The 26,842-nt window shown below is 64.7% G+C and carries 19 protein-coding genes and 1 pseudogene; 17 read left to right on the top strand and 3 right to left on the bottom strand.

Annotated features, from left to right (window positions below; all coding sequences use genetic code 11):
* Together JIG36_RS48790 and JIG36_RS48785 are read left to right on the top strand one after the other, a co-directional pair.
* Positions 1-1,122: a hypothetical protein gene (locus tag JIG36_RS48790; protein WP_203383772.1), complete on the top strand. Its 1,122-nt coding sequence runs from the start codon at positions 1-3 to the stop codon at positions 1,120-1,122.
* 84 nt (positions 1,123-1,206) lie between these two features.
* The gene (locus tag JIG36_RS48785) at positions 1,207-1,449 is read left to right on the top strand and encodes a hypothetical protein (RefSeq protein WP_203383771.1); all 243 of its coding nucleotides are present in this window, start codon (positions 1,207-1,209) and stop codon (positions 1,447-1,449) included.
* 319 nt (positions 1,450-1,768) lie between these two features.
* Here the strand turns inward: JIG36_RS48785 and JIG36_RS52955 are convergent, their stop codons facing one another.
* Positions 1,769-2,791 carry a hypothetical protein gene (locus tag JIG36_RS52955; protein ID WP_236049948.1) on the bottom strand — a complete coding sequence of 341 codons (1,023 nt, stop codon included), beginning with the start codon at positions 2,789-2,791 and terminating at the stop codon, positions 1,769-1,771.
* A 240-nt stretch (positions 2,792-3,031) separates the two neighbouring features.
* Positions 3,032-3,370 (bottom strand): annotated as a pseudogene (locus JIG36_RS54725) (transposase); the annotation flags it as partial.
* Between the two features lie 621 nt (positions 3,371-3,991).
* Between JIG36_RS54725 and JIG36_RS48775 the strand changes: the two are divergent.
* From JIG36_RS48775 to JIG36_RS48715, 14 genes are all read left to right on the top strand, one after another.
* Entirely contained in the window at positions 3,992-4,894 is a 903-nt protein-coding gene (locus JIG36_RS48775) for a hypothetical protein (RefSeq protein ID WP_203383769.1), read from the top strand.
* Positions 4,895-5,739: 845 nt separating this feature from the next.
* Positions 5,740-5,895: a hypothetical protein gene (locus JIG36_RS52950; protein ID WP_236049946.1), complete on the top strand. Its 156-nt coding sequence runs from the start codon at positions 5,740-5,742 to the stop codon at positions 5,893-5,895.
* On the top strand, positions 5,892-6,647 hold the full coding sequence (locus tag JIG36_RS48770; RefSeq protein WP_203383768.1) for an RNA polymerase sigma factor: 756 nt from the start codon (positions 5,892-5,894) through the stop codon (positions 6,645-6,647). Before JIG36_RS52950 ends, JIG36_RS48770 begins: the two co-directional genes overlap by 4 nt.
* A gap of 133 nt (positions 6,648-6,780) precedes the next feature.
* Positions 6,781-8,331 (top strand): hypothetical protein, encoded by a 1,551-nt coding sequence (locus JIG36_RS48765; RefSeq protein WP_203383767.1) that lies wholly within the window; start codon positions 6,781-6,783, stop codon positions 8,329-8,331.
* 611 nt (positions 8,332-8,942) lie between these two features.
* Positions 8,943-9,872 carry a DUF4192 domain-containing protein gene (locus tag JIG36_RS48760; protein ID WP_203383766.1) on the top strand — a complete coding sequence of 310 codons (930 nt, stop codon included), beginning with the start codon at positions 8,943-8,945 and terminating at the stop codon, positions 9,870-9,872.
* A 119-nt stretch (positions 9,873-9,991) separates the two neighbouring features.
* Complete coding sequence (locus JIG36_RS48755; protein ID WP_203383765.1) at positions 9,992-12,064, top strand: ATP-binding protein; 2,073 nt, start codon at positions 9,992-9,994, stop codon at positions 12,062-12,064.
* Between the two features lie 735 nt (positions 12,065-12,799).
* The gene (locus tag JIG36_RS48750) at positions 12,800-13,951 is read left to right on the top strand and encodes a DUF932 domain-containing protein (RefSeq protein WP_203383764.1); all 1,152 of its coding nucleotides are present in this window, start codon (positions 12,800-12,802) and stop codon (positions 13,949-13,951) included.
* A gap of 133 nt (positions 13,952-14,084) precedes the next feature.
* Positions 14,085-15,413, top strand: coding sequence for a hypothetical protein (locus tag JIG36_RS48745; RefSeq protein WP_203383763.1), 1,329 nt, complete (start codon positions 14,085-14,087; stop codon positions 15,411-15,413).
* A 47-nt stretch (positions 15,414-15,460) separates the two neighbouring features.
* Positions 15,461-16,378, top strand: a complete 918-nt coding sequence (locus JIG36_RS48740) for a DUF4192 domain-containing protein (protein WP_203383762.1) — start codon at positions 15,461-15,463, stop codon at positions 16,376-16,378.
* 255 nt (positions 16,379-16,633) lie between these two features.
* Positions 16,634-18,292, top strand: coding sequence for a ParB/RepB/Spo0J family partition protein (locus JIG36_RS48735; protein WP_203383761.1), 1,659 nt, complete (start codon positions 16,634-16,636; stop codon positions 18,290-18,292).
* 331 nt (positions 18,293-18,623) lie between these two features.
* Complete coding sequence (locus JIG36_RS48730; RefSeq protein ID WP_307873223.1) at positions 18,624-19,553, top strand: bifunctional DNA primase/polymerase; 930 nt, start codon at positions 18,624-18,626, stop codon at positions 19,551-19,553.
* 309 nt (positions 19,554-19,862) lie between these two features.
* Entirely contained in the window at positions 19,863-20,285 is a 423-nt protein-coding gene (locus tag JIG36_RS48725; RefSeq protein WP_203383760.1) for a single-stranded DNA-binding protein, read from the top strand.
* A 77-nt stretch (positions 20,286-20,362) separates the two neighbouring features.
* Positions 20,363-20,830, top strand: a complete 468-nt coding sequence (locus JIG36_RS48720; protein ID WP_203383759.1) for a hypothetical protein — start codon at positions 20,363-20,365, stop codon at positions 20,828-20,830.
* A 454-nt stretch (positions 20,831-21,284) separates the two neighbouring features.
* Positions 21,285-21,620, top strand: coding sequence for a hypothetical protein (locus tag JIG36_RS48715; RefSeq protein WP_203383758.1), 336 nt, complete (start codon positions 21,285-21,287; stop codon positions 21,618-21,620).
* A gap of 208 nt (positions 21,621-21,828) precedes the next feature.
* On the opposite strand, the gene JIG36_RS48710 is transcribed toward JIG36_RS48715, so the two are convergent.
* The gene (locus JIG36_RS48710; RefSeq protein WP_203383757.1) at positions 21,829-22,299 is read right to left on the bottom strand and encodes a hypothetical protein; all 471 of its coding nucleotides are present in this window, start codon (positions 22,297-22,299) and stop codon (positions 21,829-21,831) included.
* A gap of 212 nt (positions 22,300-22,511) precedes the next feature.
* Here JIG36_RS48710 and mobF point away from each other — a divergent pair, with 212 nt between their 5' ends.
* Entirely contained in the window at positions 22,512-26,801 is a 4,290-nt protein-coding gene (gene mobF / locus JIG36_RS48705; protein WP_203383756.1) for a MobF family relaxase, read from the top strand.
* The last annotated feature ends 41 nt before the right edge of the window (positions 26,802-26,842 follow it).

Below are 26,842 nucleotides of genomic sequence, written 5' to 3'. Positions count from 1 at the left end.
ATGGCCCTACCCGCGCTTGCCGAAGCAGTACGCCGGTTTCCACTGCTCGGGCGGCCCCGGCCCGCCTGCCCGCCGCTTCCCGTCCGCATCCGCGAGGTCATCCAGAACGTCGAAGCCGCCCAGGACGACGAAGACACCAGCCAGGTCAACGCTGCCCACGCGCTCAACAAGGCCGCACTCATCGCCAGCGACAGCGGCATGACCGGCTACGCCCGCGACCTCTGCCTCCAGCACATCGACGCCTACTGCGACCTCACCCGACCGCTCAGAATCTCCGAGGCAAGGTTCCTGCTCGAGCCCGTCCTCAACCTCGCACGGCTCCACTTACGCGCCCACAGAACCAGCGAGGCAATCCAGCTCCTGGACCAGATGTACACGGCCGTCACCCATCACCACGATCTGACCGTGGATTCCCGTACCTTGCCGCTCGGCCGGCTCGTCGGAGAGCACCATGAACGCCGCCAACTCCTTGAGTGGGTGTGGTTGCAACTCGTCAGCGAAGGTGTCCGGGCCTACGCGCTCGCCAGCCGGTGGGACGAGGCCGCCCGCCACGCCGACCGGCATAAAGGAATCGGCGTCCACCTCATGGAGGGCCGACAGGCCGCGATCATCGCCTCCTGCATGGCCAACAGCTTTGCTGCAGCCAACGCGCTTCTCGCCAAGACCACGCCAACACAGCCATGGGAGCGCGAGATCTCGGCATGCCTGCAGCTCATGACCACCGAACCAGATGACCCGCGGCTCCTGCGGCACATCAAGTCAGCGACTATTCACTACACCGAGCGGCCTGCGACACCTGGATACCACTCCTACCGGGTCCGCCTCGGACTCACGATCGCTACCCTCGCTCACCCCACCCAGCCTGAGCTAGCGAACGAGTTGATCAATCGAGTCGTCGAGGACGCCCTCGACTCGGCAGACGGCTACGCCGCCCGAGACGCCCACAGCCTTCGAACTTTCAATGAAGGCATCAGCAGCGACCAACATAGCCGCCTTCGTCGCCTCATGACCGATTCAGGCCTCGGCGTCAGATCTCTGCCCGACACCACGCATCACGAACTCAAGAAGGCGGCTACCGAGGCAGCAGCAACGCTGCGAATCGCCTTAGTATCGGCCTCCTGAGCTGGGCCGCCTGCGCCGCCTTGAGTCCAGCTGAGGGTGGAGCACGCGTTGCGCTTGTCGAACAAATGTTCTAACTTGCTCGTCATGGTGGAGCGGATCGCGCATTACTTCAACCGCCGATACCGCGGCGCTAGGCGTGACGTCTACCTGAACCGCACAGAGGCCGGCTGGCAGGTCATCGGCCGGATCGGCGGAGACGGCGGAGACGAGGCAGTCTTCCACTACGACGACGAACAGTCCGCGCGCGGCATGGTCGATCGGATGCTCAAGACCGCCTCCCCCGGCGAGGACGACTGGGCGTTAATGCCGCAACGGCCAGCGCACTGACCAGCCGGGCGTCCTTAAGCGAAGCGGCTCAACAGCGTTCGGGCGACGTGGGTCACCGCGGGCAGGTCGTCGAGGATCACGCAGTCGGCCGGGTGCGCAGGCAGACAGCCGCGACGTATCCGGCGTCCAAGAGCACAGCGGAGAATTCGTCAGGGATCGGCTTGTCGAGTACGAGCGCGGAGCGGATCCGGCCGACGGCCTCTTGCAGATTGCCGTGATGGTGGGCAGCCCATCGGCCGGGCTCGACGCGAGCAGGATGGCGTCCGGGTTACGGCCAGCAAGTCCGGCCACTGACCCAGTTCGGCCAGTTAACTGACGATCAGATGCGCATGTTCGCTTCCTCGTCGATGCACCGCACGGCCCGCGCCACCCGCCTCTCCAACCCTTCGAAGGCGTCCTCAAGCTCAGCAAACGCCGCGAAAAGCGAGTCTCGGTCGCCCATGCCGGCCAGCAGCTCGGCGCGGCGCTGCCAATTGTGTACGTCAGCCATGCTCAGGGGGTACGTGCGCCGACGTAAGACCTCCACGCTGAACACCGCCTCGAGGTCGCCGTCCTCGGCTTGCATCATCGCGATGGCGTCCCCGGGCCGCGCCGACCGGCTGTTTTGCTCGATGTACTCCAGTCCGGACTCCAGCTCCTCAAGGCGGGCGGCCACGTGGCCGGTCAGCGCCTGCGCCACCGCGGCCACGTCCAAGCCAACCTCCGCGCGTAACCCCGCCGCCACCCGGGCAGGGATCTCGAACGGGTCGGCTTGGTGCGGGTCACCATCAATGAACCGGGCCATCTCCGGGCCCACCTGACCAGAAATCGTCATTGCGCCCGAGCGCAACTGCTCGAGCACAGCGCACGCCACATCAAAGTAGACCAACACGGCGGGGATCAGCACCTGCTCGCGGTGCTGATCCCGGTGGTACGTCTCGTTGCGATAATCGTGCAGCTTGCCTAGCACCGGCTTCAACAGCGTCGGCAGCGCGCCCTTTTCGACGAGGAAGGCCACCTTAGCGCCGAAGTAGCGATCGACCTCCCTGCGGTACTTGTTCGGGGTCACCCGCGGCTCGTACGCGGCGATCTCGTCGTGCAGCTGTTGCTCGGTGATCTGCTCAGCGAGCTGTTTCTGTATCGGGGTGCCGTGGGTACGCCAGTGCCGCCACTGGTACAGGCGCTCAAGTTGCTCGAACTGGCGTCGCTCGTCTCTTAGTTTCCACTGCACCATGCGGTGCATCAGCAGCTCGACGGCGCTGTCTAGCAGAATGTACGCCAGCCGCAATTGCGGGATCCGGCCGACCTCAATGAGCCGACGAACTTCGTCGAGCTGTACCACCACCAACTCCAGTCGCTGCACGAAGCCACCTTCCCGGCAATACACCAAGGTAAGTAGCTCACCCCCACCGCTGCGGCTAATTGCCATAGCGCTCCCCCGACCGGTGATTCGCTCACACACCGCCTGCGTGCGCCCAGCCCGGCCTCGCCCGCCTCCGCTCGGCCAGTCTTGGGTCGCCGCCGTAGGCTTCATCGTCGGCGACCACCGACACGGCAGTCCACCGCCCGCCGCCGTTTCGATGAGCCGGCGGGCCAGCTGTGGTTTCGTGGCGAAGCCGGCGGTGTCGGGGGCGCCCGCTTCGGCGCGTCTTGCGGGATCGGCGGTCCAAGATTTCGGCAGGTAGAGAGCGACGTCGACCAAGGGTGACCAAACGGCGAGGCATAGGAGAGGTGCACCGGGAGCTGGCAGTTCTCGATCTTCCCGGCGGTGCCGGAGTGCTGCGGTTGGACCCCGACGGGGTGAATGCCTTTCTTCAGGTCCCCGGGTCTCGTCGATCAGCAAAACCCCGTCCGGGTGCCTGAGCCGGGCCGCGACGAAGTCGCGGAGTTCAGCCCGGTCTCCAGCGTCGTCCTGGCTGGCCCGGCCGATCAGGTATTGCATGCCGCCCGGTTCATGGTTACCGGCGCGCTCCGTGATCGTCCAACAGTTCTGACCGGCAGCGGCGCCAACAGCCCGCTCACGAAATCCCGGACCCGGCGCCGGCTTTCCGGCCCGCGAAGCGTCCCTGGATCGTGTCCGTCGACTCGCCGAACAACTCAGACCATCGCTGAGCATCTACTCTGTAAGCGGCAGCCACCGCCGCGTTCTTGGTAGTCCACACAACTGTTGAGACTCGACGGTAGCTGCTTGCCATCCACGGACAGAACCACACCATCAACGCAGCTCAGAAGAGATCTCCTGCTAAAGTACTAGGCTTTTTCCGGACTCGCTGGCAACACAGAAGGGCACAGGGCGATTAAGTCGACGTTGCTGCCACTTCGAGGTCACCGTGACATTTGCTGCTTATCGAGGGGCTACCGGTCGGTCGCCCAAGCCGACGGGAAATACAAGGAGGGTCATGTGGCTGAAACGGACATACGGTACGTGCATGGCGGAAATAACCGAGTTCTAAGGCACGTCCTTCGCCAAGTGTGGGACTCAAGATGCTACTGGTGTCGCAGGTTCAAGGACTACTCAGCCCTTGAGATTGACCACATCCTCCCAAAGACCTCTACAACTTCCATGCGCAAGCGCCTTAATGAGGCGTTCGGTCTTACCGACGACTATGATGTCGATGCGGTATATAACCTCGCGCCAATCTGTGGTGAGTGCAACAAGGACAAGGGTGATCAAGATCTGACGCAAATCCCCGTCATAGTCAGTCATATCAAAAAGGCACGAAAGCTCGAAGTAAAAGTCTCTAGCCGCGTGCACTCCTTCGGGAAATCGTCAGATGTCGGTGCCGCACTCCTCCTTGCCGCCGAGGCCGACTTGGACAACCCTCGAATCCGAACGACATTCGAGGAGGCGGCCCCCGCTGTAGTGCAAAGACTATCGGAGCTTGGCAACGACAAGGCTGACTTCTTTATTATCCGCGCCGTGGACGTCGAGTCGAGAGGGCGAAGGCATGCAATTGAGCTTAAGTTAAACGAAAAAGGAAGGACGGCAATCAAAATCCTTGAAGATATAATTGGCGCCGATTTGGAAATGGCCCTCGTGGCACCTCTTGATGATCTCTTACTCCGCATCGAAGACTCTTCCGGGCATGCACTTCGAGGCCACGATGAGGGCGCCGGCGCACCGGACGTCGGCTCTCTTGAGGTTGACTGGCCAACCATTGTGATCGAGTCTGTCAATTTTGCCGCAACACCGCCCGCGAACGTAGATCTAGAGTTCGATGGAAAGTTCGATGCGTGGGTCACGGGCACGGTCACGCGCACCAATAACCTTGGTGATGGGCTAGAGGACCTCCAAGGCGAAGCAGACGTCAACGGCAGCTTCAATTTCACTCTTTCATGGTGTCCGCAAGACCCCATAGGACAGCTCGATTTTGGCGAAGTATTTTTAACGTTGTTTGATGCCGAAACATACTTGGATGGCCGTTCCAGCGTTGATCTAAGTGACTGGTTTATTCGTGATGAGTAATATTATTGCCAGCAATGCATGTGGTCAGGCGTACCAACCTCCTCGCCGGCCCTTCACTGCATCCAGAAAAGACGTAGCGACCAGCAAATACATAGCATGAAGTTTCAAGCATGGGAATGTTTGCGATTCTGGAGCCTGCAGCAAGGCTCCGGCAGCTAACTCATCTGCCGCGGTTTGCGCGCTCGCTGGCTGCCGCGGGCAATGCTGCGTTGCCCATCCGAGTTTGGGCTGTCGCACGATTGAGGACACGGTGAAGGTTTCGTAAGCCGGCCGCTCTGCGTGGCTTCGTTTTTCACCCGAAGCAGTGGGTGCCTAACGCAGCCCGGCCTGGCTCACCGCGCACCGGCGCCTGGCCCGTGCCTATAAGCGCGACCCCCGCGGCCTCGGAAGCGTTCATCCGCTGGGCAGCGATCAACAGCGCGATCCGCCGCCTCGACCGCGGCGACCCGCCAAACACCAGACCCGACGCCTACTCAACTCGCCCGACTAACAGCCCTCTCAAACACTACAAATCCTCGACCGAGCCAGCCGGCGACTATCATCTACAACCGTCTATATCTGCGGTGCGGATCCCGGCAGGGACCACGCATCCACTTATTGAGGCGAAGGCGCAGGATCTGCGCATCCCACCGCAGGCAGCGTCAGCGTCACCCTTCTCCGAAGCCCGGAAAATCTTGCCGCGGGGTACTAAAGGTAGAAGCGGCCGAAGCACACGTAAGAGGTAGAACAGCCTCCGCACGCTGCGCGTAGGGGGCGCCGCCTTCTACCTGAGAGAGTGAACAACGGTGATGATTGATCCAACGGCTCCCGCGCTGATCGCAGCCACCGTACCCATTGTGGCCCTGGTGACACGGTTGGCGTACCACTCCGCGACGCTGCGAGCTCGTGCCCGCCTGGCCCGCGCGGCCGCCGCGCTCCCTTCCGGGGCGCGGGTCGAAGGCCATGACTCGGTCGGCGGCTGGGCCGCGCAGCGCAGTCGCGACAGCGAGGCACAGGGATGAGCGCCAAGGCGGACAACACCGGGCGCCAGGCCGCGATCCAGCCTGACTGCCCGGACTGCGGCCGACCCCTCTTCACCGGATTCGAGGCCTGGTATCGAGCCCAGCGAGCGCCCCTGTGCCGCCGGGTGGCCAAGATGCTGCGCCGCGGCGCCGTCGTGGACCCAGAGGACATCGTGCAGGACACGTTCGTCGATTTCTGCCGGGCGTTGGCACTGACTGACGTCAAAAACCCAGGTGCCTGGCTCAGCACGGTCGCCCGGCGCAAGGTCTCGATCGTGCTGCGCCTCGACGGTCAGCTGACCGATAGTGATGTCGCTGTGGTGGTCGATGCCGCGCCGCAGCGGATCCTGTGGACGTCGCTGTCGGCCACAGCGGACCTTGAGACCACAGTCGCCGCGCGCCGCGCTTTGAACATTCTCACCGAACTTCCCAACCGGCAGAGAGCGGTTTCCTACCTGTTCGAGGTGCAGGGATGGCGCCAGACCGAGATCGCCGACTTCCTGGGTATCGCCCCGGGCACCGTGGGGGTCCACATGACCGCAGCCCGTCGGGCGATGGTCTCCCGCCTGAACGGACGTGGTGCGGCCGGCGACCTGTGGCGCGTTTCGCCTCGGCCCGGGCAGCCGAGTGGCGATGAGGACTCTTCGGACGAGCCCGAGGATCGACCCGAGTCCTTGTGGGTTTGGTGTCCTCAATGGCCTGGGGAGCCGCAACGGTGGTACCGACCGAGCGACCGTTTCACTGACGAGTAGAGCGCTCGGGGCGCAATGGCAGCAGTAGACGCCCGACGACCGTGACCGGGTGTAACCCGAGAGTAAAACGGGCATATCGTGACAGAGCGCCGAGATCGCTCGAGCAATATCAGCCATCCGGACGGAGCGCACAATGCCTCATCGGTTCACCCTTCAATCCGTCTCCGGTGTGAAGGTGTTAGGCAGCTTCGATCCGTTCTCATACGGGTTTGAGTTCCCGCAGCTGCATACGGTCGCCAACGTCCCAGAAAGTGCATCGGATGACACATTACGGGCGGCCGGAACGGAAGGGACGACGAATATCATCCCCGCCGCCCAAGCGCTGCCGGCGATGCAGGCGGCCTTCCAGAAGATCCCGACGTGGCTTCTTGTGCACGAGGTGGCGCACCTTCTGCAGATCAACGCGACCTTCGCCGGTGTTCGCAACTTCAGCAGCCTCGCGAGGCTGCTGAAGTCCTTGTCCGCCGCTTTTGCCGAGTCCATCGACGCCTCAGGCGCGTCGCCCCTACGCATGTCGCGTGACAGCCTATCCGGTGACGAGAAACCAGCTCTTTCCGCCTGTCATGCCGCCTATCTCGACCGAGCCCTGGCTCTTGGTAACAGTCTGCGGGTACCGCGGGCGGTGGCGGAGCCGCACGTCGTCGCCGAAATTCCCGGCATGTTTTGGTTGACCGCTGATCTGTTCGCCGAAGGTGACTACCGGTGGCTGTTACTGCCGTCATCGACTTTCCCGGCAACGGACGGCAGCCTTCGAGTGATGGGCAACGCTCAGCTTTTGGAAGGTCAGGCCTGGGCGCTCGAACGGTGGCGAGAGTTCCTGCAAAACAACGACCCGGATGCACTGAACCCGGTCGGTGACGTCCCGCTTGATCCGTACGCACTGGCATTCGGCGCCTATAACACCTTGGTTGGCCAGGGACGGACGAGCCCCTTGACAGCATCTCCCTCCGTGGAGTTCGCGGTGATCGTCGATACCGCCCTGATGTGTGACGGCCTGGTACAACCTGAGCCCAGCTACACGTCGGGCCACGCCTTCAACTACTTCATGGATCTACTTCTGCTCATCCGTCAGGATCCTGAAGAACTCAGACTGCGCTACCGCGATGCTGACGGCGGCTATGAAGCGGTCGCTATGTTCCAGGACAGCCTGCTGCGCGCGATGCACATGCCTGTGCCGTCCATTCGACGGCTCACCGAACAACTACGTGACGAGTATCCGGACCGAATCGCGGAGTTGTGTGCCAGCGCTCCCCTCATCCAGGCGTTCGCACCGACCTGGCATCACTCCCACGACTTCTTGGTCGGCCAGCGACTCGGCAATGTCCGGGGCGCATGCCTGATGCCCGATCTGCTGTTCGCAGAACGGGAGCTCGTCGAGTTGATCGTCTTGGCCTGCGGCGGCGGGTTCAACATGGCGGTCATGCCGGTCACGGACTCCGGATCCGAGGTGGCGATGCTTAGTCGCTCGGCGGCGATGCACGTGCAATCACTGCTGGAAGAGCTAGTCCTCGGGCGAGAACCGTGTCCCGCGCGGCAACAGTGCTCCCTGCCGGTACGGCCGACATGCGGGGGAGTCGTCGACCGGCCGGAGGTCAGCGAGGCGGGCAGCCGTTGTTCCCGGGAGGTGGCACTGCTGGAGCTGCTTCGTCATTACGGTGTCGAACGAATTGTCCCGAGCCCTTGACGCTCCGGGCTCTGGAAGGTCGCCCGACCCAGTAGGGCTAGTTCCGCCGGCAGCAGTCGGTGCTGCGGACCGCCGTCTAGTGTCCTGCCGTTACCTGATCGGTGAACCGTGCCTCGACGGGTGATTCTCAGCAGCGGGCGACCCTCTTGGTCTCTAAGCCGTGCGCGTACTGGATCTGCCACCGCAGCAGCGTGAACGCCCCGGCGCCGCTCAGTCATCAACCCAAGCGCCATGTCATCCAACACCGTGATCGTTCGTGGTCACGGCGCCAGCCGTGGATCAGTACCCCCCTTCCCGGCCATAGCAAGTCGTCGCTAGCCGGGGACCTTCAGTCGACGGACGGCCGGCGGTCGCCGCTGCCCACTGGCGTTGTATCGACCCCGTCCCAGGCCGGCAAGGGCACTGCTCCCGGCGTCCGCCGCCTCAGCAACAAGGATCAAGAAGTGGCCGCAGGCGGAACGCCGGGCTCGACCCTGGCCTGCCTCGGGCCGACTGGGCCGGTCCACACGCGGGGTCAGCGCGACCCCGGCGCCTGCTCAGGCAATCTGCAGCTCGACAGGGCAGGAGCGAATCGGGTCGCTTTCTTGCGACGCCCAAGGAGTCTGATCGCCGTGTTTGACCCTTCACCGTCCCTTGTCCGAGGGCCGGCCGACCTACTCACCACCATTCCTTATCTGCTGGGATTTCACCCTCGCGAGTGCGTAGTCGTCGTTGTTGTCACAGCCGATCGAAGCCTCGCAAGCGGTGTAACCATCGACTGGAGCGCACCGGACTCATTCATCGTCGGCAAAAGCACCCTAGCCGCAATTCGCGACAAAGCCCGCGAGGTCTACGTCGTCGGCTACGGAGCTTTGTCGTATCGCGAACGGCTCGCAAGGATTGCAGACGGCATCAACATCAGCGTCGCTGTGCAGGCTTGCCTGCTGGTCGAACACCAGAGGTTCTACTGCCTCGATGGCCTCTGCACCTGCACACCGGAGCACGGCGCAGTCCTAGATCCTTCGCGGAGTGTCATCGCCGCCGAGATGACGCTCCGCGGCCGGGTAGTGCTGCCCTCGCGGGAGCACTTTGTCATGTTCCTAAAGCCCGACTCCGACGCGCAGGCCCGCACCATCTCCGCCTTGACCAAATTGCCAGCAACGCTGCCAGATCCGAGAACTGTCGTTCACGCCAGTCTCGACATCGCGGCTGCCGGAGGGAACCTCAGCGACGAACAGGTTGCACTCCTGGCGACGGCGCTCCTGGCCAACGCCGGACGCAGCACCGCGTGGCAGGCGTCTACAGACGAGCCTTGGCAGCAGGACCTCTGGCTCAACATGGTCCGTCGTGTACCGGAGAACTTTGTCGCTACGCCAGCAAATCTGGTCGCCTGGGTTTCTTGGCGCCGAGGCCAGCCGGCACTGGCCTCGGCCGCGTTGTCCAAGGCCGTCGAGGCTATGCCTGACAACACGTTGTCGCACCTGATCGGCAAGGTGCTTGCCACCGGACTTGATCCGCAAACGTTGCCTTGGCCTCTGCCGAACAGCACCGATCCGCATTGACCGACATAGCAGGTTCCTTCGGCGCCCCGCTCCCCCAGCGCCGGGTTTCTCGCGCTCAATCCACGTCTAGCTCGGAACAGAGCTGACCTCGAGCTTCCAAAATCTAAGGAGTTCACATCGTGGACGACTTCGCTTCCGCGAATGTCGCTGACCACCTGACTGTGCTTCAAGATGCCCCACAGCCGTCAACCACGCTGGCGTACCCGATCTCGCCCGAGTACGTGAAGTCGTGGACACCCGTGAGGGCGCTCTGTGAGTTGATCGCGAATGCTCTCGACGAAGATTCCTCCGCCCGGGTGTCCTGGGCTGGTGGTGTCCTGACCATCAGCGACGAAGGCCCTGGCATCCCGGAAGAGGGACTCGTGCTGGGCTACTCGTCAAAGTCTGACGTTCAGATCGGCCAGTTCGGCGAGGGCAAGAAATTGGCCTGCTTGGTCCTGGCTCGCGCCCCTGACGTTGGTCAGGTGCGCTACGAAACCGTTGGCTACGGGTTCACTCCAGCTGTCGAGCGTCGCCAGCTGCTCGACGGCCTGGCGCCTTCACGATCCCAGGACGGCACCGAGGTTCTCGTTTACCACCTGAACCGCAATCTGCGCTCGCGTGGCACGGTCGTAACCGTTGCCTGCTCCCAGAACCTTGCTGAGGAAGCCATCGGCCGATTCAGGACGCTGAGCGAGCCCAACTACCAGATGCCGAACGACAACGGAGAATGCGTGCTGACCGGTCAGCCGGGCCGCATCTGGATCGGCGGGGTCCTGGTCACCACCATGCCGGGTTTACGAGCCTCGTACGACCTGCCGCTCGCCGCCAAGGGCCTGCAAAGTCGCGACCGCACCGTCATCGAGGCCGGCGCTCTGCGCGACTCCGTACGGGCTATTCTCGCCAGCAGCGAGAACCCCGACCTCATAGCTCGATTCGCCCGGCATGCTCTGAGTGGTGGGAAGCTACGTGAGCCGGAGCAGTTCTTCGCCGACGTCCATAACCCCCGGGTTCGAGCTGCATGGCGCGCGTGGGGACGAGTCAATCTGCCTCCCCGCTGCTTCTACACCGCCGCGAGCAACGAAGAGGCGACGCTCGACCTGGTCGACAAGGGCTTCACCGAGCTCACTGCAGAGGGGCTGCCCCGGGATCAGCTGTGGGCACTAATGGAACGACTCGGTGTCGAACTCGCACGAGCCCGGCGAGTCCGGCACTACGAACGTACCCGCGGCCAAACGACGTGGGTGCCGTTCGGGAAGCTCTCGGACTCCGAACGCAACGTGCTGACCCAGGCCCGGCGGCTGATACGTCAAGCGATCGGCGCGTTCGCGCTGGACCGGGTACTCGTCTACAGCGCCAGCAAGGAGTCACCGTGCTCCCTCGGCTTCTACAACCCCCGTACCACCGACGTTGCCATCCACCGGAACGCTCTCGGCGGCCGCTCCCAGGCGCTGCAGGTTCTTCTGCATGAGGCGGCTCATCGTGTAGCGCACCGCGGCGGAGGCCAATGGCTACCTACGATCGACTATCACGACCGCAACCGCGGGTTCGAACGAGTGCTCGGCGACTTCGCTGCGTTGCTGCTGGGCCGCCTCGCCGACGGCGAAACGATGGCAGAACTGCACGACATACCAAGCGCGGAGCCTCCCGCAACCCGGTCAGCCCCCGTCGACGATCCCGCGGTGCCGGCCATCAGACGTGCGTTGGCGCACCTGCTCATAGACCAAACGCCGTACGCCCTGAAAGCTAGTGGCTTCGCTGACGAGAATGACATGGTCGGATCCACCGCGGTCCACCCTGACTACTGGCGCACGTTGACGAATCCGAAGGTGGCAGGGCACCGTCAGCAACGCGGCGGTAGAGCCTGGGACTACGACAAAGTCGCCCTTCTCGCCGAGGCGGTCGGAGTCCATCCGCCCGTCGTCTGGCTGGCCTACCACCTGTGCGAAGGACCGATCTACGGTCGGCCACAACGCCGCTGGGCCGATGGCGGCCCATGGACGGGCCAGATGCGCAAAGCCACGTTGCGCGCCTGCGCCGACCTACAGTCTCTCGGCGGCGCCTACGCCGAGCAGATCCCCGCCCTGCACGCGCTGCTTGACGGCCGCACAATCACGGCGGTCGGAGATGACAGCTGGCACGCTCCCGCTCGGGAGTTGCTGGCACTGGAACACCAACGCCTCCGCTTGAAGGAGCACCGACGGTTCGCTTAATGTCCCATTTCGAAGCCCTAGCCAAAAACGAGCGCCCCTTTCTGACGAATCAGAACCTCGACTAGGTGACCCGACGACGCGCTCGACCGTCTTTCCAGCCCAGAAAGCACTCATCTCCAGGTTTTTTCCGCAGCACCGCCTTGATGCACGCCCCGTTTCACATTTCATTTATCACAGATCCAGGCAGACCACACCAACTAGGCGGCCGATGCTTTCCGCTTCTAACGCTGGTACATTGAAAGTCCGCGAGTCTCCATGCATCCTGGCTGCACTGCCGCAACGTCATGGAGGACTCGCGTGAGCAAAAAGAAGCAATCCACCGAGCATCGCGTACTTATCGCCGTGATCGCGATTATCCCGTCAACAATCTTGGCGCTAGCGGCTTTGATCTACGCGACGCAATAACCACAAGCATCGAGTAGCCCCGCCGGCATTTGCGCCGGACGGGGCTCTTCGCCTCCTACAACGTCAGTTCGGCCAGCTCCACTCTGGAGTGGTCGGGGCGATGGTGCTGGCCGGGCACGGTGGCCGACCCGGCCGCGGGCGCAAGGCGGCCCGAGAACATCTTGGCCTCCGGCCAAAGATCTTCTCGTTCTGTTCGCCTTGACGCTCCGGCGGCCGGGCACGGCCGGATACCGGCGGGCCAGCACGCGCTCGCCTCGACCGCTAGGTCCGGGTGGGCGCGCCCTTCGACCGCCGCTCGCGGGTAGCGGTCTTGCCCGGAAGGCACGGCCTATGACTCAGCAGACCATCGCCGTAGCACCGAATCGCCACATCGGTTTGAACGCCCTGATCGCAACGCTCCGGGAGCAGCACACCCGGTCAGTGGACGTGATCGCCGGCGCCTCGACGATGCGCTCCGACGAAGGCACGCTGGTGATCCCACGAACCGCCCCCGTCCTGACCTCGACCGGTGTCGACCTGACCGCAGGACAGTTCAGGCTCTCTCAGGTGGCTCTCGGCGGTGTCGGGGCAAAGCTCGACATCCCCGTTCCCTACCTTCGTCGCCTGGCGCGTGAGAACGTGCCGCTGCTGGACGACAACATCAACAGCTGGCTCGAACGCGACGACCGCCGATTCCTGGTCCGCTGCCAACGCGACACGCCTGACAGCAACGACGGCACCGCCCGAGCCTTCCTGTCTGACCGCTACCTGCGCATCGACAACCTCGACGTACTCATGGCGGCGATCAAGGGCATCGAGAAGGCTCGAGTCGGCGTACAGATCGCGTCCTGCGACCTGACCGACAGACGCATGTACGTTCGGTTCGTTTCGCCCGAGGTGCAGGTCATGGCGCCGGAGCTGCTGCGTCACTACCGCTCACCGTTCGACGGGCGTCGCGGCAGCGATCTGCCGGTCATCTCCGGCGGGTTCCTGTTGAAGAACTCCGAGACCGGGTACGGCCGGTACTCCCTGGCCCCGTGGCTGCGTATCGAGGTATGCACCAACGGCCAAACTGTCGAGCACGGCACCGTCGGGCGCACACACGTCGGCGCCCGTATCACCGACCAGGACGGCATCGTCGATCCTTCTGCGGAAACGATACGCAGGGCGCTGGCGCTGATCACCGCGCAAACAGTCGACACCATTCGCGCCTACCTCAATGTCGACTTCGTCGCTCGAGCGGTCAGCGACCTCGAGCGCGCCGCGGGCGTCAAGGTTCGCCGGCCCGAGGTGACGATCAAGGTCGTCTCGCAGCAGCTGCATTACACGCAGGATCAGCAGGACGCGATCCTGGCTCACTTCATCGCCGGATCGGATCTGAGCGCGGGCGGAGTCATGCAGGCGGTCACTTCCGTCGCCCGCAGTATTGAGGATGCCGACGCGGCGTACCGAATGGAGACCACCGCGTCGCGAGCTCTGCGTCTCGCTGCCGCAGCCGCCTGACGTCCCGCCGATCCGGCTACGAACGCATCTCTCTCAGGGCGCCCATCGATCGGTGGGCGCCCTGACTTCGATCTTCGGAGGAATCCATGCCGTCCCAACGGCACATCGCTGTTCTCGCGCTGCGGAGAACCGTGTGAACTCCAGCCGCACCGATGGCGACACGTTCGCATGCGGCAACTGCGGCAGCCCTCTTGATGTCCACGTCGAACTGCCGGCCGGCGTCATTTCGTTCGAGCATCCGGCCTGGAAGAGCACGGATCACCCGCCCGAGCCGGTGCCTGCCGACTCCGTCGAGGCCACCTACGTCTGCGATTTCTGCACCGACCCGAGAATTCTGTTCGTCTACCACACTGAACGAGCTGTCTTCGCCAAGGTCGAAACCGTCAACGGCACAGTCGTTCGCAACTACGGCACCCGCTGGTCCGCATGTATCGAGTGCGCCGTCCTAGTCGAGCCCAGAGACCTGCAGGGCCTTGTGGACCGGATCACAGCACACAAACGGGCCCTCAGCACCGAAGTCATCGCGCATCTCGCCGTCATGCTCGACCAGGTCCTCGCCTCGCTGGTTCCCGGCCGTGCACTGGCTGTAGGCGGCCAGTGGGCGATTGACCCGTTACCGGCGAGGACGCTGCCGAAGATTCGTGATCGGCTCGCCAGCCTGATCGGCGGTGAGACTGCGCTGCCTTTCGGTCTAAGCCATCCCAACGTACGCAGACCACTGGCGGCTAGCTTGGCGGGCACTCGGCTGTTCTGGATCGACAACGACTTCACCGAGCTGACTCGCAACGCCGCGGAGGTTATGCCGCGGATGAGATATGCCCCCGGTGATCTGCCGGCCGCACATGGTTTCGTCGCGTGGACGCGGCCAGTCGATGCCCATCGAAGCTGCATCGCGGCGTCGTGGGGCACGTACGGCGATGCTGTCCAACTGGTCGGATACCGCAGCGTCGGGTCCGGCCTGCCCCCGGCGAGACTGCAGCTGTTGCGTACGGAAGTGGGTTGGCTGATCCCAGTCTTCGCCGTCGCGCTGCGGCCCGGACAACTCGTCACCGCAGTGCATCCGGCGGCCGCTTTGCTGACGACTTGGCGGCTCATCCGGCAGCGACTTGCCGAGACAGCGACTACGCGGGCCGACACGTCGATCCGAAAGAGCTACCAGCGCGCCAGACGCCCCGAACCGACGATTCAGCTGGTAAGCATCCGCGGCGCACGCACGACGTCGACCTCCGCCCAGCGCGCTGCCTCCGGCAACTCGAACAATCGGGACTACCGCTGGTGGGTCGCGCCCCACTGGCGTCACCAGCCACACGGGCCAGGCCGAATGCTGCGGGACTGGATCGTCGTACGACCACATCTGCGCGGTCCTCAGGACAAACCGATCAGGACCACTACGACCGTACGGGTCCTGGGGAAGCTTCCGCCGCGCCCCGAGATCACCGAACAGACGACCAACGCCGGCTGAGATCGCCGCTCGCCAGTGCCCCTTGCCCCTGTTGAAGGGACTCGAACATGACCGACTCAACATCTGACACCTTCGTCCGCAGTCCACAGAACCTGCTGGGCGCCATCCCGTACGTGTTGGGCTATCACCCCGCCGACGAGGTCGTCGCGTTGTACCTGAGCGATGATCAACGTGTCCTCGGAGTGGCGGCCGAGCCGCTCCGGTTCTCGGCTGTCGCGTTGGCGGAGCATCTGATGCTGCGAGCCCCGGCCGATCCATGTACCGAGGTCGCGCTGGTCAGCTATGGGCCCAGCCCGATGGTCCGATCCGTCACCGCCAGGGTGGGACAGATCTTGAACCTGTTTCTCCGGCTGCACACCTTGCTGCTAGTCACCGATTCCCGGTGCGAATGCATCCTCGCTGGCTGCTCCTGTTCGGCACGGAACGGCATCGTTTTCGATCCGGCCAACAACCAGATCGCCACCCAGCTCACCGTAGAGGGCCGGACTGCCTTGCCCTCGCGCCGAGCTTTGGTCGGCCTCCTGGCACCCGATTTGGTAGGACAGGCCGAGACGGAGGCAGCGCTGGCGGTCCTGGCACCCGATGTTGCCGTCACTGGCCTGCTCGGTGCTGTCCTCGCGGACGCCAAACAAGGCCAGAGGCTTACACCCGAGCAGCTAGCACCGCTCGCACTCGCCCTGACACATCACGACGTCCTCCAAACCGCACTTCACTCCGTATGTGCGCGTATGTGGCAGCGGGACCTTTGGTTCGACGTGGTGCGCCGCGTTCCCGACCGCTACGTGACCGGCCCAGCGACGCTAGCCGCATGGTCCGCCTGGCGGCGCGACGATCATGCGCTCGCCGAGGTGGCGTTAAATCGGGCCACCCAGGAGAGCCCAGACGATCGGCTCACGCGGCTGGTCGGTGACATCGTGCGTACGCGTATACCCGCACACCGACTGCATCGGGCCGGCGGCCACTGACGTCGGACCCCTCGCGGCAAACCCCTCAGCTTCCAGCTGCCTTGGCAGGTGCCGGCACGGCCAGCCGTTGATCCTGACCGCCCGTGGCGTGACCCGCAAGCCCACCCCACCAACTGCCGCGGAACGCGGTGTCCAGGGGTGGGCCTGCAGGTCCACGCCAATCGGCCGGCCCACATCGGATCACGTCAGCCGTCGCTCGGGCACCCGCTCGAGCCTAGATCTCATGACCGGACAACGATGTGGAGGTGCGTCCGAATGACCGCCGTCGTCAACGAAACCAGCGAGTCCTTCCCGACCAACAACCTCGCCGAACTCGAAGTACAGCACACAACTGGCTCGGAATTGGCCCTGTCCGAACCTGTTCTGATCGGCGAAGCCGTGGACGGCCCCGTCCACCTGAACAGCACTCAGGGCGAACAGCCTCTACCGTTTCGTGCCGCGGTTCTCGACGCGCGATTCCTACACGAACCGCAAGGATTCAAGCGCGCAAAGATGGGAGACCTGAGCGACCTGATCGCCTCAGTTCGCCTGTTCGGCGTCCGCGCCCCACTCGTCGTGCGGTCGATCGGCCTTCATACCCCGACCAACGCGGCGGGCGAGCCGATCGAGGGCGCTGAACCCGTTGAGCACTTCGCGGTTGTCAAGGGACTGCGGCGACGCATGGCGGCGATCGCGGCCGAGCGCTTCGACCTCCCGTGCTTCATCGCCGACACCGACGACGAGATTCAGCTCATCCTGCAAACGTTGGAGCTCAACGACCATCACAAGGATCTGGAGGGCCTCGAGAAGGCTGAGGCATACCAGATGCTGCTCGACCTTGGCCTCAGCGACCAGCAGATCGCGGACGCGCGCCGCGTAGACGTCAGCCAGATCCGCACGGCGGTCAAGGCGCGAAGCCTGCCAGCCGCCGCGCAGCGCGCTCTTAATGCAGGCACCTTGGACCTCGTGCAGACGCACGCGCTCGAGGAGTTCGCCGACGACCCGGACGGGCAGAACAAACTGCTGGAGAAGCTCAGCAACCCGTACGACTTCAAGCACGAGCTGTCCCGGCTCAGGGAACGGCGTGCGTACGCCCACCACAAAGAATTGGTCAAAGCACAGCTGGTGCTCGAAGGCGTCGAGGTGACGCCCAAGCCGCGCGGCTTCGGATACGACGGCACCGCGGAGCGCGCTGACCTGCTCGTGGACTCCGACGGCCAGCCGGTCGACATCGAGACGGTCAAGACTCAACCCGGCTTCCGGGCCTTCGTGGAGAAGGACAGCGGTGGCCAGGCCCAGGCTGTGGTGTATTGCGACGACCCAGCCGAGCGTGGCTATGCACGTCGTAAGCCTGTCCCCACGGCGTATCGAGGACTGAACTCGGAGGAGATCGCGGCTCGGGAGCTCGAAGCGCAGCAGACGAGAGAGCGCGCTGAACGTTTGCGGCTGGCCGCGAAGGTACGCCGCGAGTTCATTGTCGCGATGTTCGGCACCGCCAAGTCCGCCCGGAGTCTGTTCGTGCCCGCCTTGCGGGCCGCCATGCTCGGCAAGTCGATGAACTACTCCGGTGATCTCGACGAGTTGTACCGCGCTCTTGGCGGCTCCGACGACGAGGTCCTTGACGGCGCAGGTGAGGACCGCCTGCGCCGCAGCTTGGTCGCCAAGTACATCTGCACGTCAGAGGACAACCTGGAGGACTTGGCTCGGCCGCATCGGATGTGGGTCAACGAAGAAAGAGCCGTCGCTTGGTACGACAAGCTGCGCGATCTCGGATACCCGCTGACGGCCGACGAGCAGGACCTCTACGAGTCCTGGACCGCCGACGACACCGAGATGGAACCGGACCAGGACACAGACGAGGCGATGCCACCGATACCGGACGTCCAACTGCAGGTGCACGCCGATGACGATCAGGACATCCCTGACGCGGGCTGAGTGTCCTCACGGCTGTGATCCGCGCACGGCGTGCGCGATCACAGCCCGGGGGCGAGGACCGTAACCGCGGCCTACCCCCGATTCCGCACGCAATCCGCGGCGCCGCTGTGATTCACGGCCTTGCTCGGTCAGCCGGACGCCGCGACACACGTCGCCCGTTCGCGGCAAGGGAGCCCGTTGTGTCTCACCACCCACGTCTCGCACGCAGACCTGGCATCTGTGATCCCCTTTCGGCGCCGGTGATGCTGCGGCGTTGCCACAACGCTGCCGCGCCCTGCTCTAGCGTCGTTTCGCAGGCGCTCCACGTCATTCGTGGCCGTAAGGACGCACCGTGACCGCCGCCTGGGGGCAGGACGCCAGTCGCGGATCGACCGCCCACGCCGAGCTCGTCGCCGCCGCAACCACCTATGCCGCGGCAGGAATGCCAGTGTTGCCGCTGCACTCCCCCGGCGTGGACGGTCGGTGCAGCTGTCGCGCCGGAGCAAGGTGCTCGTCACCGGGCAAACATCCGCGCCTACGGAAGGGTTTGCATGGGGCGTCCCGCCATCCCGAGGTCGTTAGACGTTGGTGGTCTCTGTGGCCCTACGCAAACATCGGCCTGGCCACCGGGACAGTCCTCGACGTATGCGACATCGACACCAACGATGGGCTCCACCAGATCCTCGACCTTCTCAAGGTCATCCGGCTCAGCGGTCCATTGATCCGCACCGGACGCGGCTGGCATCTGTGGTATGCCTCTGCCGGCCTACCCAGTCGAATCGCAATCCTGCCCGGCGTCGACTGGCGAGGACGCGGTGGCTTCGTAGTAGCCCCGCCGTCTTTACACGTATCCGGCATCCGCTACAGGTTCCGTCAGCCGTGGGATACCGCCCATCTACCAGCTTGCCCACCAGCCCTAAGCCTTCTCGTGGCTCCGCAACCACCGGCTGTCCCCGAGGCGGCTCCGATCGCGGACGTGAGCAGATATGGGCAGGCCGCGCTGACAGGGGAAGTCGAGCGTGTGCTGCGCGCGCCTCGGCCGGTCATTCTCGACGGCCGGCGCATCAGCGGCGGAGGCCGCAATGCCACCCTGAACCGGGCCGCGTTCCGGCTCGGGCAACTGGCCGAGCGAACGGGCATGACCGAGGCCACCGCACGTCGCGCACTCACACAAGCAGCCTTACGCGCAGGGCTCGGACGCGCCGAAGTCCACCGCACGTTCGCCTCGGGTTGGCACGCCGGACTGCGCAGCCCACGCCGGCAGGGCACTCCTGGACCGTGACGCTGTCACCCGGTGACCGGACGTCGCACGCGCACACGGGTCGCAGGCCTGCGGACGTCCGCAGATGTCGCCGCTGAGGGACCCCAAGGTCAGCCCACCCAGGCCAGGGGTGCAAGCCCCGGCAGAACATCTTGGCCAACACCGTCTCGCCCTGCTCGACGCCAAGATCTTCTGGCTCGAACGGGGCTTGCACCCCTGCGCCTACGAGCGGGCTCGGACCTGCCCCGTCAGCGCGGCACCGCGGCGCCCCGATCAGCCGATCCGGCCAGCGCGTAGCGCCGCACCGCACCACCAGGACGGGAGTCGGCCATGTCGGAATTCAATCTCACCTTCGAGGGCAACCTTGCCGCCAAGCCAGAGCTGGAGGAGACCAAGACCGGACAGACCCTGTGCCGGCTCCGCGTCGCCCACAACCGCCGCCGCAAGGTCGATGGCGAGTGGGTCGACACCACCCCGATGTGGGTGCAGGTCACCGCTTGGGGCGACCTCGCCGAGCGGTGCGCGGAGCTGAACAAGGGCGACACCGTCACCGTTCGCGCCCGCGACGACCTGGGCGTCTGGCCATTCGTCCGCCAAGACGGCACCCCTGGCGGCGTCCTCGAGGTCAGCGCCGAGAACGTGTCCTTGTCTATGCGGTTCAAGGGCGCCCGCCCGGCGGACGACGCCAAGGCGGAAGGCGATCCCTGGGACCCCACAACCGCCGAACTCGAACCCGAGCTGCAGCCCGCCTGACCAAGAGCCGGGGCCAGTCCAACGGCTGGCCCCGTCCCCTCCCGCACCACACCGCTCGAGATCCCAGGAGGCTAGTCGTGCACCAGGAACCGTCCAAGCAAGTCTTCAGCAGTCTCATCCAGGGCACGGTTCGAGGCCGCAGTGAGCACGGAGAAGCCCGTGGCGGCCGGGTCTTCGTCAAGTTCCGCATCACCCACCGCACCGGCTACCGTAAGGACGGCAAGTGGGTCGCCACCGAACCGATGGAGTTCGAGGTGACCTGCTGGGACGAACAGCAGATGCTGCTGGCCCGCTCGCTGCAGCCCGGCGCCGAGGTCCTGGTCACGGTGAAGAAGTTCTTCCCGTATCTCGATCGAAGCGACCAAGCGGTCATCAACATAACGCCGGCGGAGATTCTGCTCCTGCCGAAGAGCAGCCACCCGGGCGTGGGCACACCACGTCGGCAGCGAAGCGGTGACCTCGTCGTCACGCCGCACGGCGAGAAGATCGCCGCCGACGCCTGGCCCGATGTCGTCACCGACCCGGAGCTCGTGCATCACCGCTAGGCACACAAGCCCTTTGAGGCCGGCCCTCAGTTGCGGGCCGGCCTCAAAGGCATCATCGGAGCGGCCTGCGGCCGCACTACAAAGGCCTTCTCTGGCCGTTGGCTACGCCAACAGGATAGGTTTCGCGACGGCTTCCACCAATGCCGCGACGGGCGCGGAAAACATCATGCACAAGACGCATGATCTTTTCCCCGAAACCCCCGCCACGGCCCTGGCTCCAGCCGCCGCGAAACCTGGCGACCCAGGTCGCCCCCACCGGCCAAAAAGCGCCTGAAAATCAAGTTGGGCGCGCTCCAGCAGCGAAAACGCCCTCTTTAGCGCTTTCTAATCTCACGATACTAAAACCAGAATAGCTATTAAGTGCATTGATATATAGCTATTTGATTGATAAAGTTGCTTCATCGGGAGCGGCAACTCCCGATAACGTCGAAAAGCATCAGAAGGACGGTTCATCGTGAGCTCACACGAACTGAACGACCTGGCAGCAAGCATCCGGCTGGTTGTTACGGGATGGAGCCCCGGGCACGGGTCGTACTACGTCCACATCTACGAAGAAGGCGACGCGTGGCCCTGCCCCAGCATCGAGCTCGGTGACGACACCACGCCGATCACCGAACCGGAATGGGTCATTGCCATCCTCGATGGATACGCCACTGCGCCGGACGGCTTCGTCGAAACTCTCCGCGCCGACGCCGAGAAGGAAGGCGTGTGCGACATGCAGGCCATCTTCGATGTCGCACAGCCAGCCTCGGCCGCTTACCAGCTCAGCGACACAGACGTTCCGTTCTAGCTCATCGCGGCCGGGGACCGAGGGTCCCCGGCCGCATTGAGGCGTGAAGAAGGCCGACGGCCTCCCGAAGGAGGACAACCCGCGAAGGTGTACCCGGCAAGGTCCGTCGGCCTAAACGTCGACCAAGCATCCGACACCAAAGGCATCGTCAACGGTCAGCATCCAACCTAGCTCCCCGACGCTGACCTCCGCACCCTCGAACCACCGACTAGTGCGGTCCCGCCATCTCTGCTTCGCCGCCGCCTCCATGACCGGACAAGGACACCGGTTCAGAACGCTCCTCAACCGGCGCCGCCCGCAACCGCCGCCGCTTCGCACCACTCGCCAACAGCAGCTCCACCTGCCGATTGACGACCGCCTCCGGCGCGCGCTGCACCGCGCGGCGGACCTCAGCCACCGACGGCCCGATCAGCCCCGCAACGTCCTGCACCGAGGAGCACAGACGCGTCAACACGGCCACCGCGACATCGCGCCCTTCATGCGCTTCCGCTACAGCCGCATTCAGACGTTCCGTTGCCGCTTCCCGCTCGCGTTCCGCCGCTTCCAAAGCCGACTGTTGCACGGTCACCCTTGCCAGGGCCCGTTTCTGCGCAGCGTGCCGCATGCGTAGTTCACGCTGCTGCAACGTGTGTTGCTCCCGCAGCCTGTCAATCGACGCATTCGTTGCGTTGCTTGCCATCCACCGACGCTAGATGCCCCATGCCCCTCTGCCTAGGCTTTTACATCCGGCTAAAACTAGCCACACATTTCCTATCGTCTGGCTATTTCTAGCCACACCAACATCATCCAGCACTAACACCTATCCACCCTCCACAAAACTTCCAGAGCCAGCACACCCCTTGGCATTCTCAATGTCGATAGGGGAGCTTGGCGCGCGCTACGGTCGCCGGCATGCTCACGGTCACGCGCATCTCGCCTGGGGCTGGGATCGCCTATTTGACTCGACAGATCGCTGCGGGTAAACACGACTTTCGGACGGCTGAGCACGGCGGACTTGTTGCGTACCACGCCGACCCACGCGCCCGTGGTGAGGCTCCAGGTTGGTGGGCCGGCCAAGCCGAGCGGATGTTCGGCATGACCGGCCAGGTAACCGAGTCGCAAATGCTCTACCTGATCGGCAGCGGCCAGCATCCCGAAACCGGAAAACAGCTCGGCCGGCTGTGGCGTCGGTTTCCTGCCCTTGATGACGACGCACGGCGAGCAGCAGTAGACAAGGCTTGGGCGAAGTTGGCCCCGGACGCGACCTACGAACAGATCGCGCAGGTTTGGCTGAGGATCTGGACGGCTCCAGAGCGGCATCCAGTCGCAGGATTCGATGTCACCGTTTCACCCGTCAAGTCTGTCTCTCTGTTGTGGGCGTTCGGCGACGGCACCGTGAAGCAACATGTGATGGCCGCCCACCACGACGGCGTCCGAGCCACCTTGGAGCAACTCCGCATCCACGGCGCCTTTACCCGGTTGGGGACCAACGGGCTCGTACAGGTCGACACTGACGGTCTCGCCGCCATGGTGTTCGACCATCGCATGAGCCGGGAGAAGGACCCTCAAGTCCACTCCCACATCATCGTCAGCGCGAAGGTCCGCGTGCAGCGAGACGGTCGCGAGGACTGGCTGGCCCTGGACTCGAAGGCGTTCTACCAGGCTTCCGTCACTGCGCGGATCGCGTACGAACGGGCGGTTGAACACGCTTTGCACCATCGGCTGGGGATTCGATTCGCCGCCCGGCCAGACTCGTCGATCCGAGAGATCGTCGGAATCAGCGCCAGAGCGATTACGCACTACTCCAAGCGCCGGACCGCGATCGAGTCCGAGATGACCGACCGACTCACCGAACCGGCCGCCGGCCGGCAATGGGTGCCGATCAGCCGATGGCGACGGAGCGCCCAAGACGCCACCCTGCGTACCCGCGCACGCAAAGACGAGCCGGAATCCACGGCCCAAGCGGTCGCACGGTGGCGACGCGAAGACCGTTCTGCAGGTTTCGACACTGCCGGAGAGGTCGAGCGGATTGCCGGGGGACAAGTCGCTGACCATGTCGATCGCACCGCCAGAAGAGTGATCCATCGAGCACAGCACGCCGCGGGTGACCGCAAATTACAACGAGAGCACCTGTACGCCGCAGCACTCCGCACCGAACCTGCGAGCCACGAACAGCTCCGGTTGATCGTGAATGCCGCCGTTCGCCGCGTACCTCATCTGGCGGTCGAGCAGGCTATCGAGGATGTCACGGCCGAGCGAGCCGTATTCAAACTGGAACACTTGGAACTCGCGATCGGTCGCGCGTTGCACGTCCAGACAACCGGCGATCGTCGAGAGGACTGGCGGAGGGTAGAACTGCTGGCCTCCGAAGCAGTGCGGACACATGCCGGCCAGCTGCGTCTAATCACTCCACCTGAACTTGCCGTATGGGGACCGACATTGGTTCGCTCATCGGACTCGCAAAGTATCTACAGCAGGCACCGCGACTTGAAGTTGACTACCGTCCCGGTGCTGGCTGCGGAGAAAGAACTCATCGCTTTCGCCGCTCGCCGGGACGCGCACCAGGCACCGGCAGCGCTCCTCGAACAGGTTGCCAGCGACCTGGACCTCTCTGCCGAGAAACGGGCCGCGCTCGTGTTCGCGGTCGGCGACGACAGGCGCGTCACCGGAATCGTCGGCCCGGCCGGCACCGGCAAGACCTTTCTGCAGTCCGCGGTCGCGGTCGCGGCGCAGCGCGCGGGTATTCCGCTTCTGGGACTGACCGTCGGGCAGAACGCCGCCTACGTCCTGGCCGACGCCTCCCGCGAAGGCGGCCGGCCGGGGATACGTACCGAAAACATCGCCATGTGGCTGCACGCCCAGCACACACCCCCGAACGGCACAACCAACGACGACTGGACGTTCCGACCTGGGCAGTGGCTCATCGTCGACGAGGCCTCCCAAGCATCCACCCTTGATCTGATCGAACTCACCCGGCTTCTCGAACCGGTCGAGGGGAAGCTCATTCTCGTCGGCGACCCCGCACAGATCAGCGCCATCGGTCCTGGCGGCATGTTCCGCTACTTGGCCTCGCTCGGACACACCACCACCCTGCGCGAGGTCCGCCGATTCGAGGAGTCGTGGGAAGGCCCAGCCAGCCTCCGGCTCCGTGACGGGGACACCACAGCCCTGGCCGAGTACGACCGGAGAGGCCGAGTCATCTCCGGGGAACGCACCCAACTCGTCGAGCAGGTCCTGGACGGCTGGGCGGCCGACACCCTGCATGACCGGCAAAGCCTCATCCTGGTCGAGACCGAGCAGGAGGCCGCCGACATCGCGATCCGGGCCCGCCAGATGCTCATCAACGCCGGTCAGGTCAACCCGGCCGACTCGGTGAAGCTGGCCAATCGAACCCGCGCGGGTATCGGGGACCTAGTAGTAACTCGACGCAACGAACGCTCCCTGATCGCAGGAGACAAGTTCGTCGCCAACCGCGCCCAATGGCGGATCCTCGAGATCAGCGGGGCCGGGAATCTCCTCGTAGAAGACGTCAGCGGCGGCTATCGAACGACGCTGCCCGCAAGCTACGCCGCCCAGCACGTACAACTCGCATACGTAGCCACCGTCGACTCGGCCCAAGGCCGTACCGTCGATACTGCTCGCGCCATCGTCGACGCGGCCACCAGCCACGCCCGGCTGTACGTCATGGCGACCCGCGGTCGACTGCTCAACCAACTCGCCGTAGTCACCATCGACCAATCGCCTGAGTCACACCCACCAGCACCCCCCACGGCCGGCATTACCGTTCTCGCCGACATCCTGCGCGCCGACACCACCGACCGCTCAGCCACCGAGACGGAGGAACTGCTCTGGGCCGATGTCGACTCACTCGCCCGGCTCGGGCCGATCTACGACGACCTCAACGCCCGCGCCGCCATGCCTCGCTACACAGCCGTCGTCCGGGCCACATGCGGCTCAACCGCTGCGGCCGGCCTAGCTGACGACCCTGCTCTGCCGGCCCTCGTCGGGCGGCTGCAAGCGCTCGCAATCGCCGGATACGACCCCCTCCAAGTCCTGGCCGAAGCCGGCGCGCAGCGGGAACTGGCAACTGCCCGCGACGTTGCCTCTGTGCTGGCCTGGCGCATCGACGAAACGTACGGCCTAGTCGTACCCGACCCCGCGGCAGCCGCCGCCTCGTCGCAGACCGGCAGTTACACCGATCGTGCTCTGACCTTCGACGGCGACATCGGCGCTGCCCTGAGGCAGATTGCCGAGCACGCCGATCGGCGCATCGAGGCCCTTGCCGAGGACGCCGCTACACGCTTTCCGACATGGTCGAACGCGCTCGGCGCAGTGCCGGAAGACCCAGCCGGACGGCGGCAATGGATCAGCCGCGCCGCCGTTGTCATCGCCTATCGCGACCGCTTCGAACACAACAACGACGACCCGATTGGTCCCGAGCCCTCTCATCGCGACCCTGGACGGTGGGCAGCATGGCGGCGGGCGCAGACCGTTCTTGGTGTCGCCACCCTCGCCGGCCGAATCACGGCCGATTCCGAGAACGGGCTACGGCAGCTCATCACGGCACAACGCGACGAAGAAAGGCGTGGCCCTCAGTACGTCGCCGGGCAGTTGCGGGTTGCGCACGTGGAGCTGGTTGTGGCCGAACAAAACCTGCGTGGCACTCGTCTCGACCTTGCCATCGCGCAAGCCAACGCGCGCGCCGCCGACGTCCGTGCCGACCAGGTTCGGCGGCGCTGGTGGCGTGTCGGCCCCCCGCGTATACGTGCCGCGTCTGAGCAACAACAGGCCCGAGCCACAGCACTACGTGCCGCCAGTGCCGTCGGCGAACTACGTGCCCGACTGGACCACGCCGCTGATCGGCTGGGCCATGCTCGCGAAGCAGTGCGAAACCTCGAAGTCCAGCACCGTGCCTGGACGGCCTGGTACGACGACGCGCTCCCAACCCGCTATGCCGGCTTGGCCGCGGCAGCCGAACTGGCCCGTCGGGCACAGCGGTCCGCCGACACTGCCAGCGACCTCGCCGAAACCGTCCAGCTGGCCGTGGCCCGGGTCCGCGCTGTTGACGTGACACGTCCGCAGCCACATCGTCATCCGCTTCCCGAAGCGCTCGCTACGAGCGCCGAAGCCGCACAGCATCGCGTCCTCGAGGAATTCGGCTCACCGAGCGGCCGTTCGGAGCCGGAGGCCGACCATGTCTGAGCCCCGCACTCTGCGCACCGGCCCAGTCCGTGCCAGCCGTG

It is taken from the genome of Paractinoplanes ovalisporus, from assembly GCF_016834655.1.
Classification (GTDB): domain Bacteria; phylum Actinomycetota; class Actinomycetes; order Mycobacteriales; family Micromonosporaceae; genus Actinoplanes; species Actinoplanes ovalisporus.
The sequence above is the reverse complement of the archived record's forward strand: the minus strand, read 5'-3'. Positions and strand labels throughout refer to the sequence as shown.

What these genes read in the sequence shown, in the direction of transcription:
- mobF (WP_203383756.1), top strand. Translation starts at nt 22,512, where the DNA reads ATGCTCACGGTCACGCGCATCTCGCCTGGGGCTGGGATCGCCTATTTG.
- JIG36_RS48765 (WP_203383767.1), top strand. Translation starts at nt 6,781, where the DNA reads ATGCCTCATCGGTTCACCCTTCAATCCGTCTCCGGTGTGAAGGTGTTA.
- JIG36_RS48710 (WP_203383757.1), bottom strand. Translation starts at nt 22,299, where the DNA reads ATGGCAAGCAACGCAACGAATGCGTCGATTGACAGGCTGCGGGAGCAA.
- JIG36_RS48770 (WP_203383768.1), top strand. Translation starts at nt 5,892, where the DNA reads ATGAGCGCCAAGGCGGACAACACCGGGCGCCAGGCCGCGATCCAGCCT.
- JIG36_RS48750 (WP_203383764.1), top strand. Translation starts at nt 12,800, where the DNA reads ATGACTCAGCAGACCATCGCCGTAGCACCGAATCGCCACATCGGTTTG.
- JIG36_RS48790 (WP_203383772.1), top strand. Translation starts at nt 1, where the DNA reads ATGGCCCTACCCGCGCTTGCCGAAGCAGTACGCCGGTTTCCACTGCTC.
- JIG36_RS48735 (WP_203383761.1), top strand. Translation starts at nt 16,634, where the DNA reads ATGACCGCCGTCGTCAACGAAACCAGCGAGTCCTTCCCGACCAACAAC.
- JIG36_RS48740 (WP_203383762.1), top strand. Translation starts at nt 15,461, where the DNA reads ATGACCGACTCAACATCTGACACCTTCGTCCGCAGTCCACAGAACCTG.
- JIG36_RS48775 (WP_203383769.1), top strand. Translation starts at nt 3,992, where the DNA reads ATGCGCAAGCGCCTTAATGAGGCGTTCGGTCTTACCGACGACTATGAT.
- JIG36_RS48785 (WP_203383771.1), top strand. Translation starts at nt 1,207, where the DNA reads ATGGTGGAGCGGATCGCGCATTACTTCAACCGCCGATACCGCGGCGCT.
- JIG36_RS48725 (WP_203383760.1), top strand. Translation starts at nt 19,863, where the DNA reads ATGTCGGAATTCAATCTCACCTTCGAGGGCAACCTTGCCGCCAAGCCA.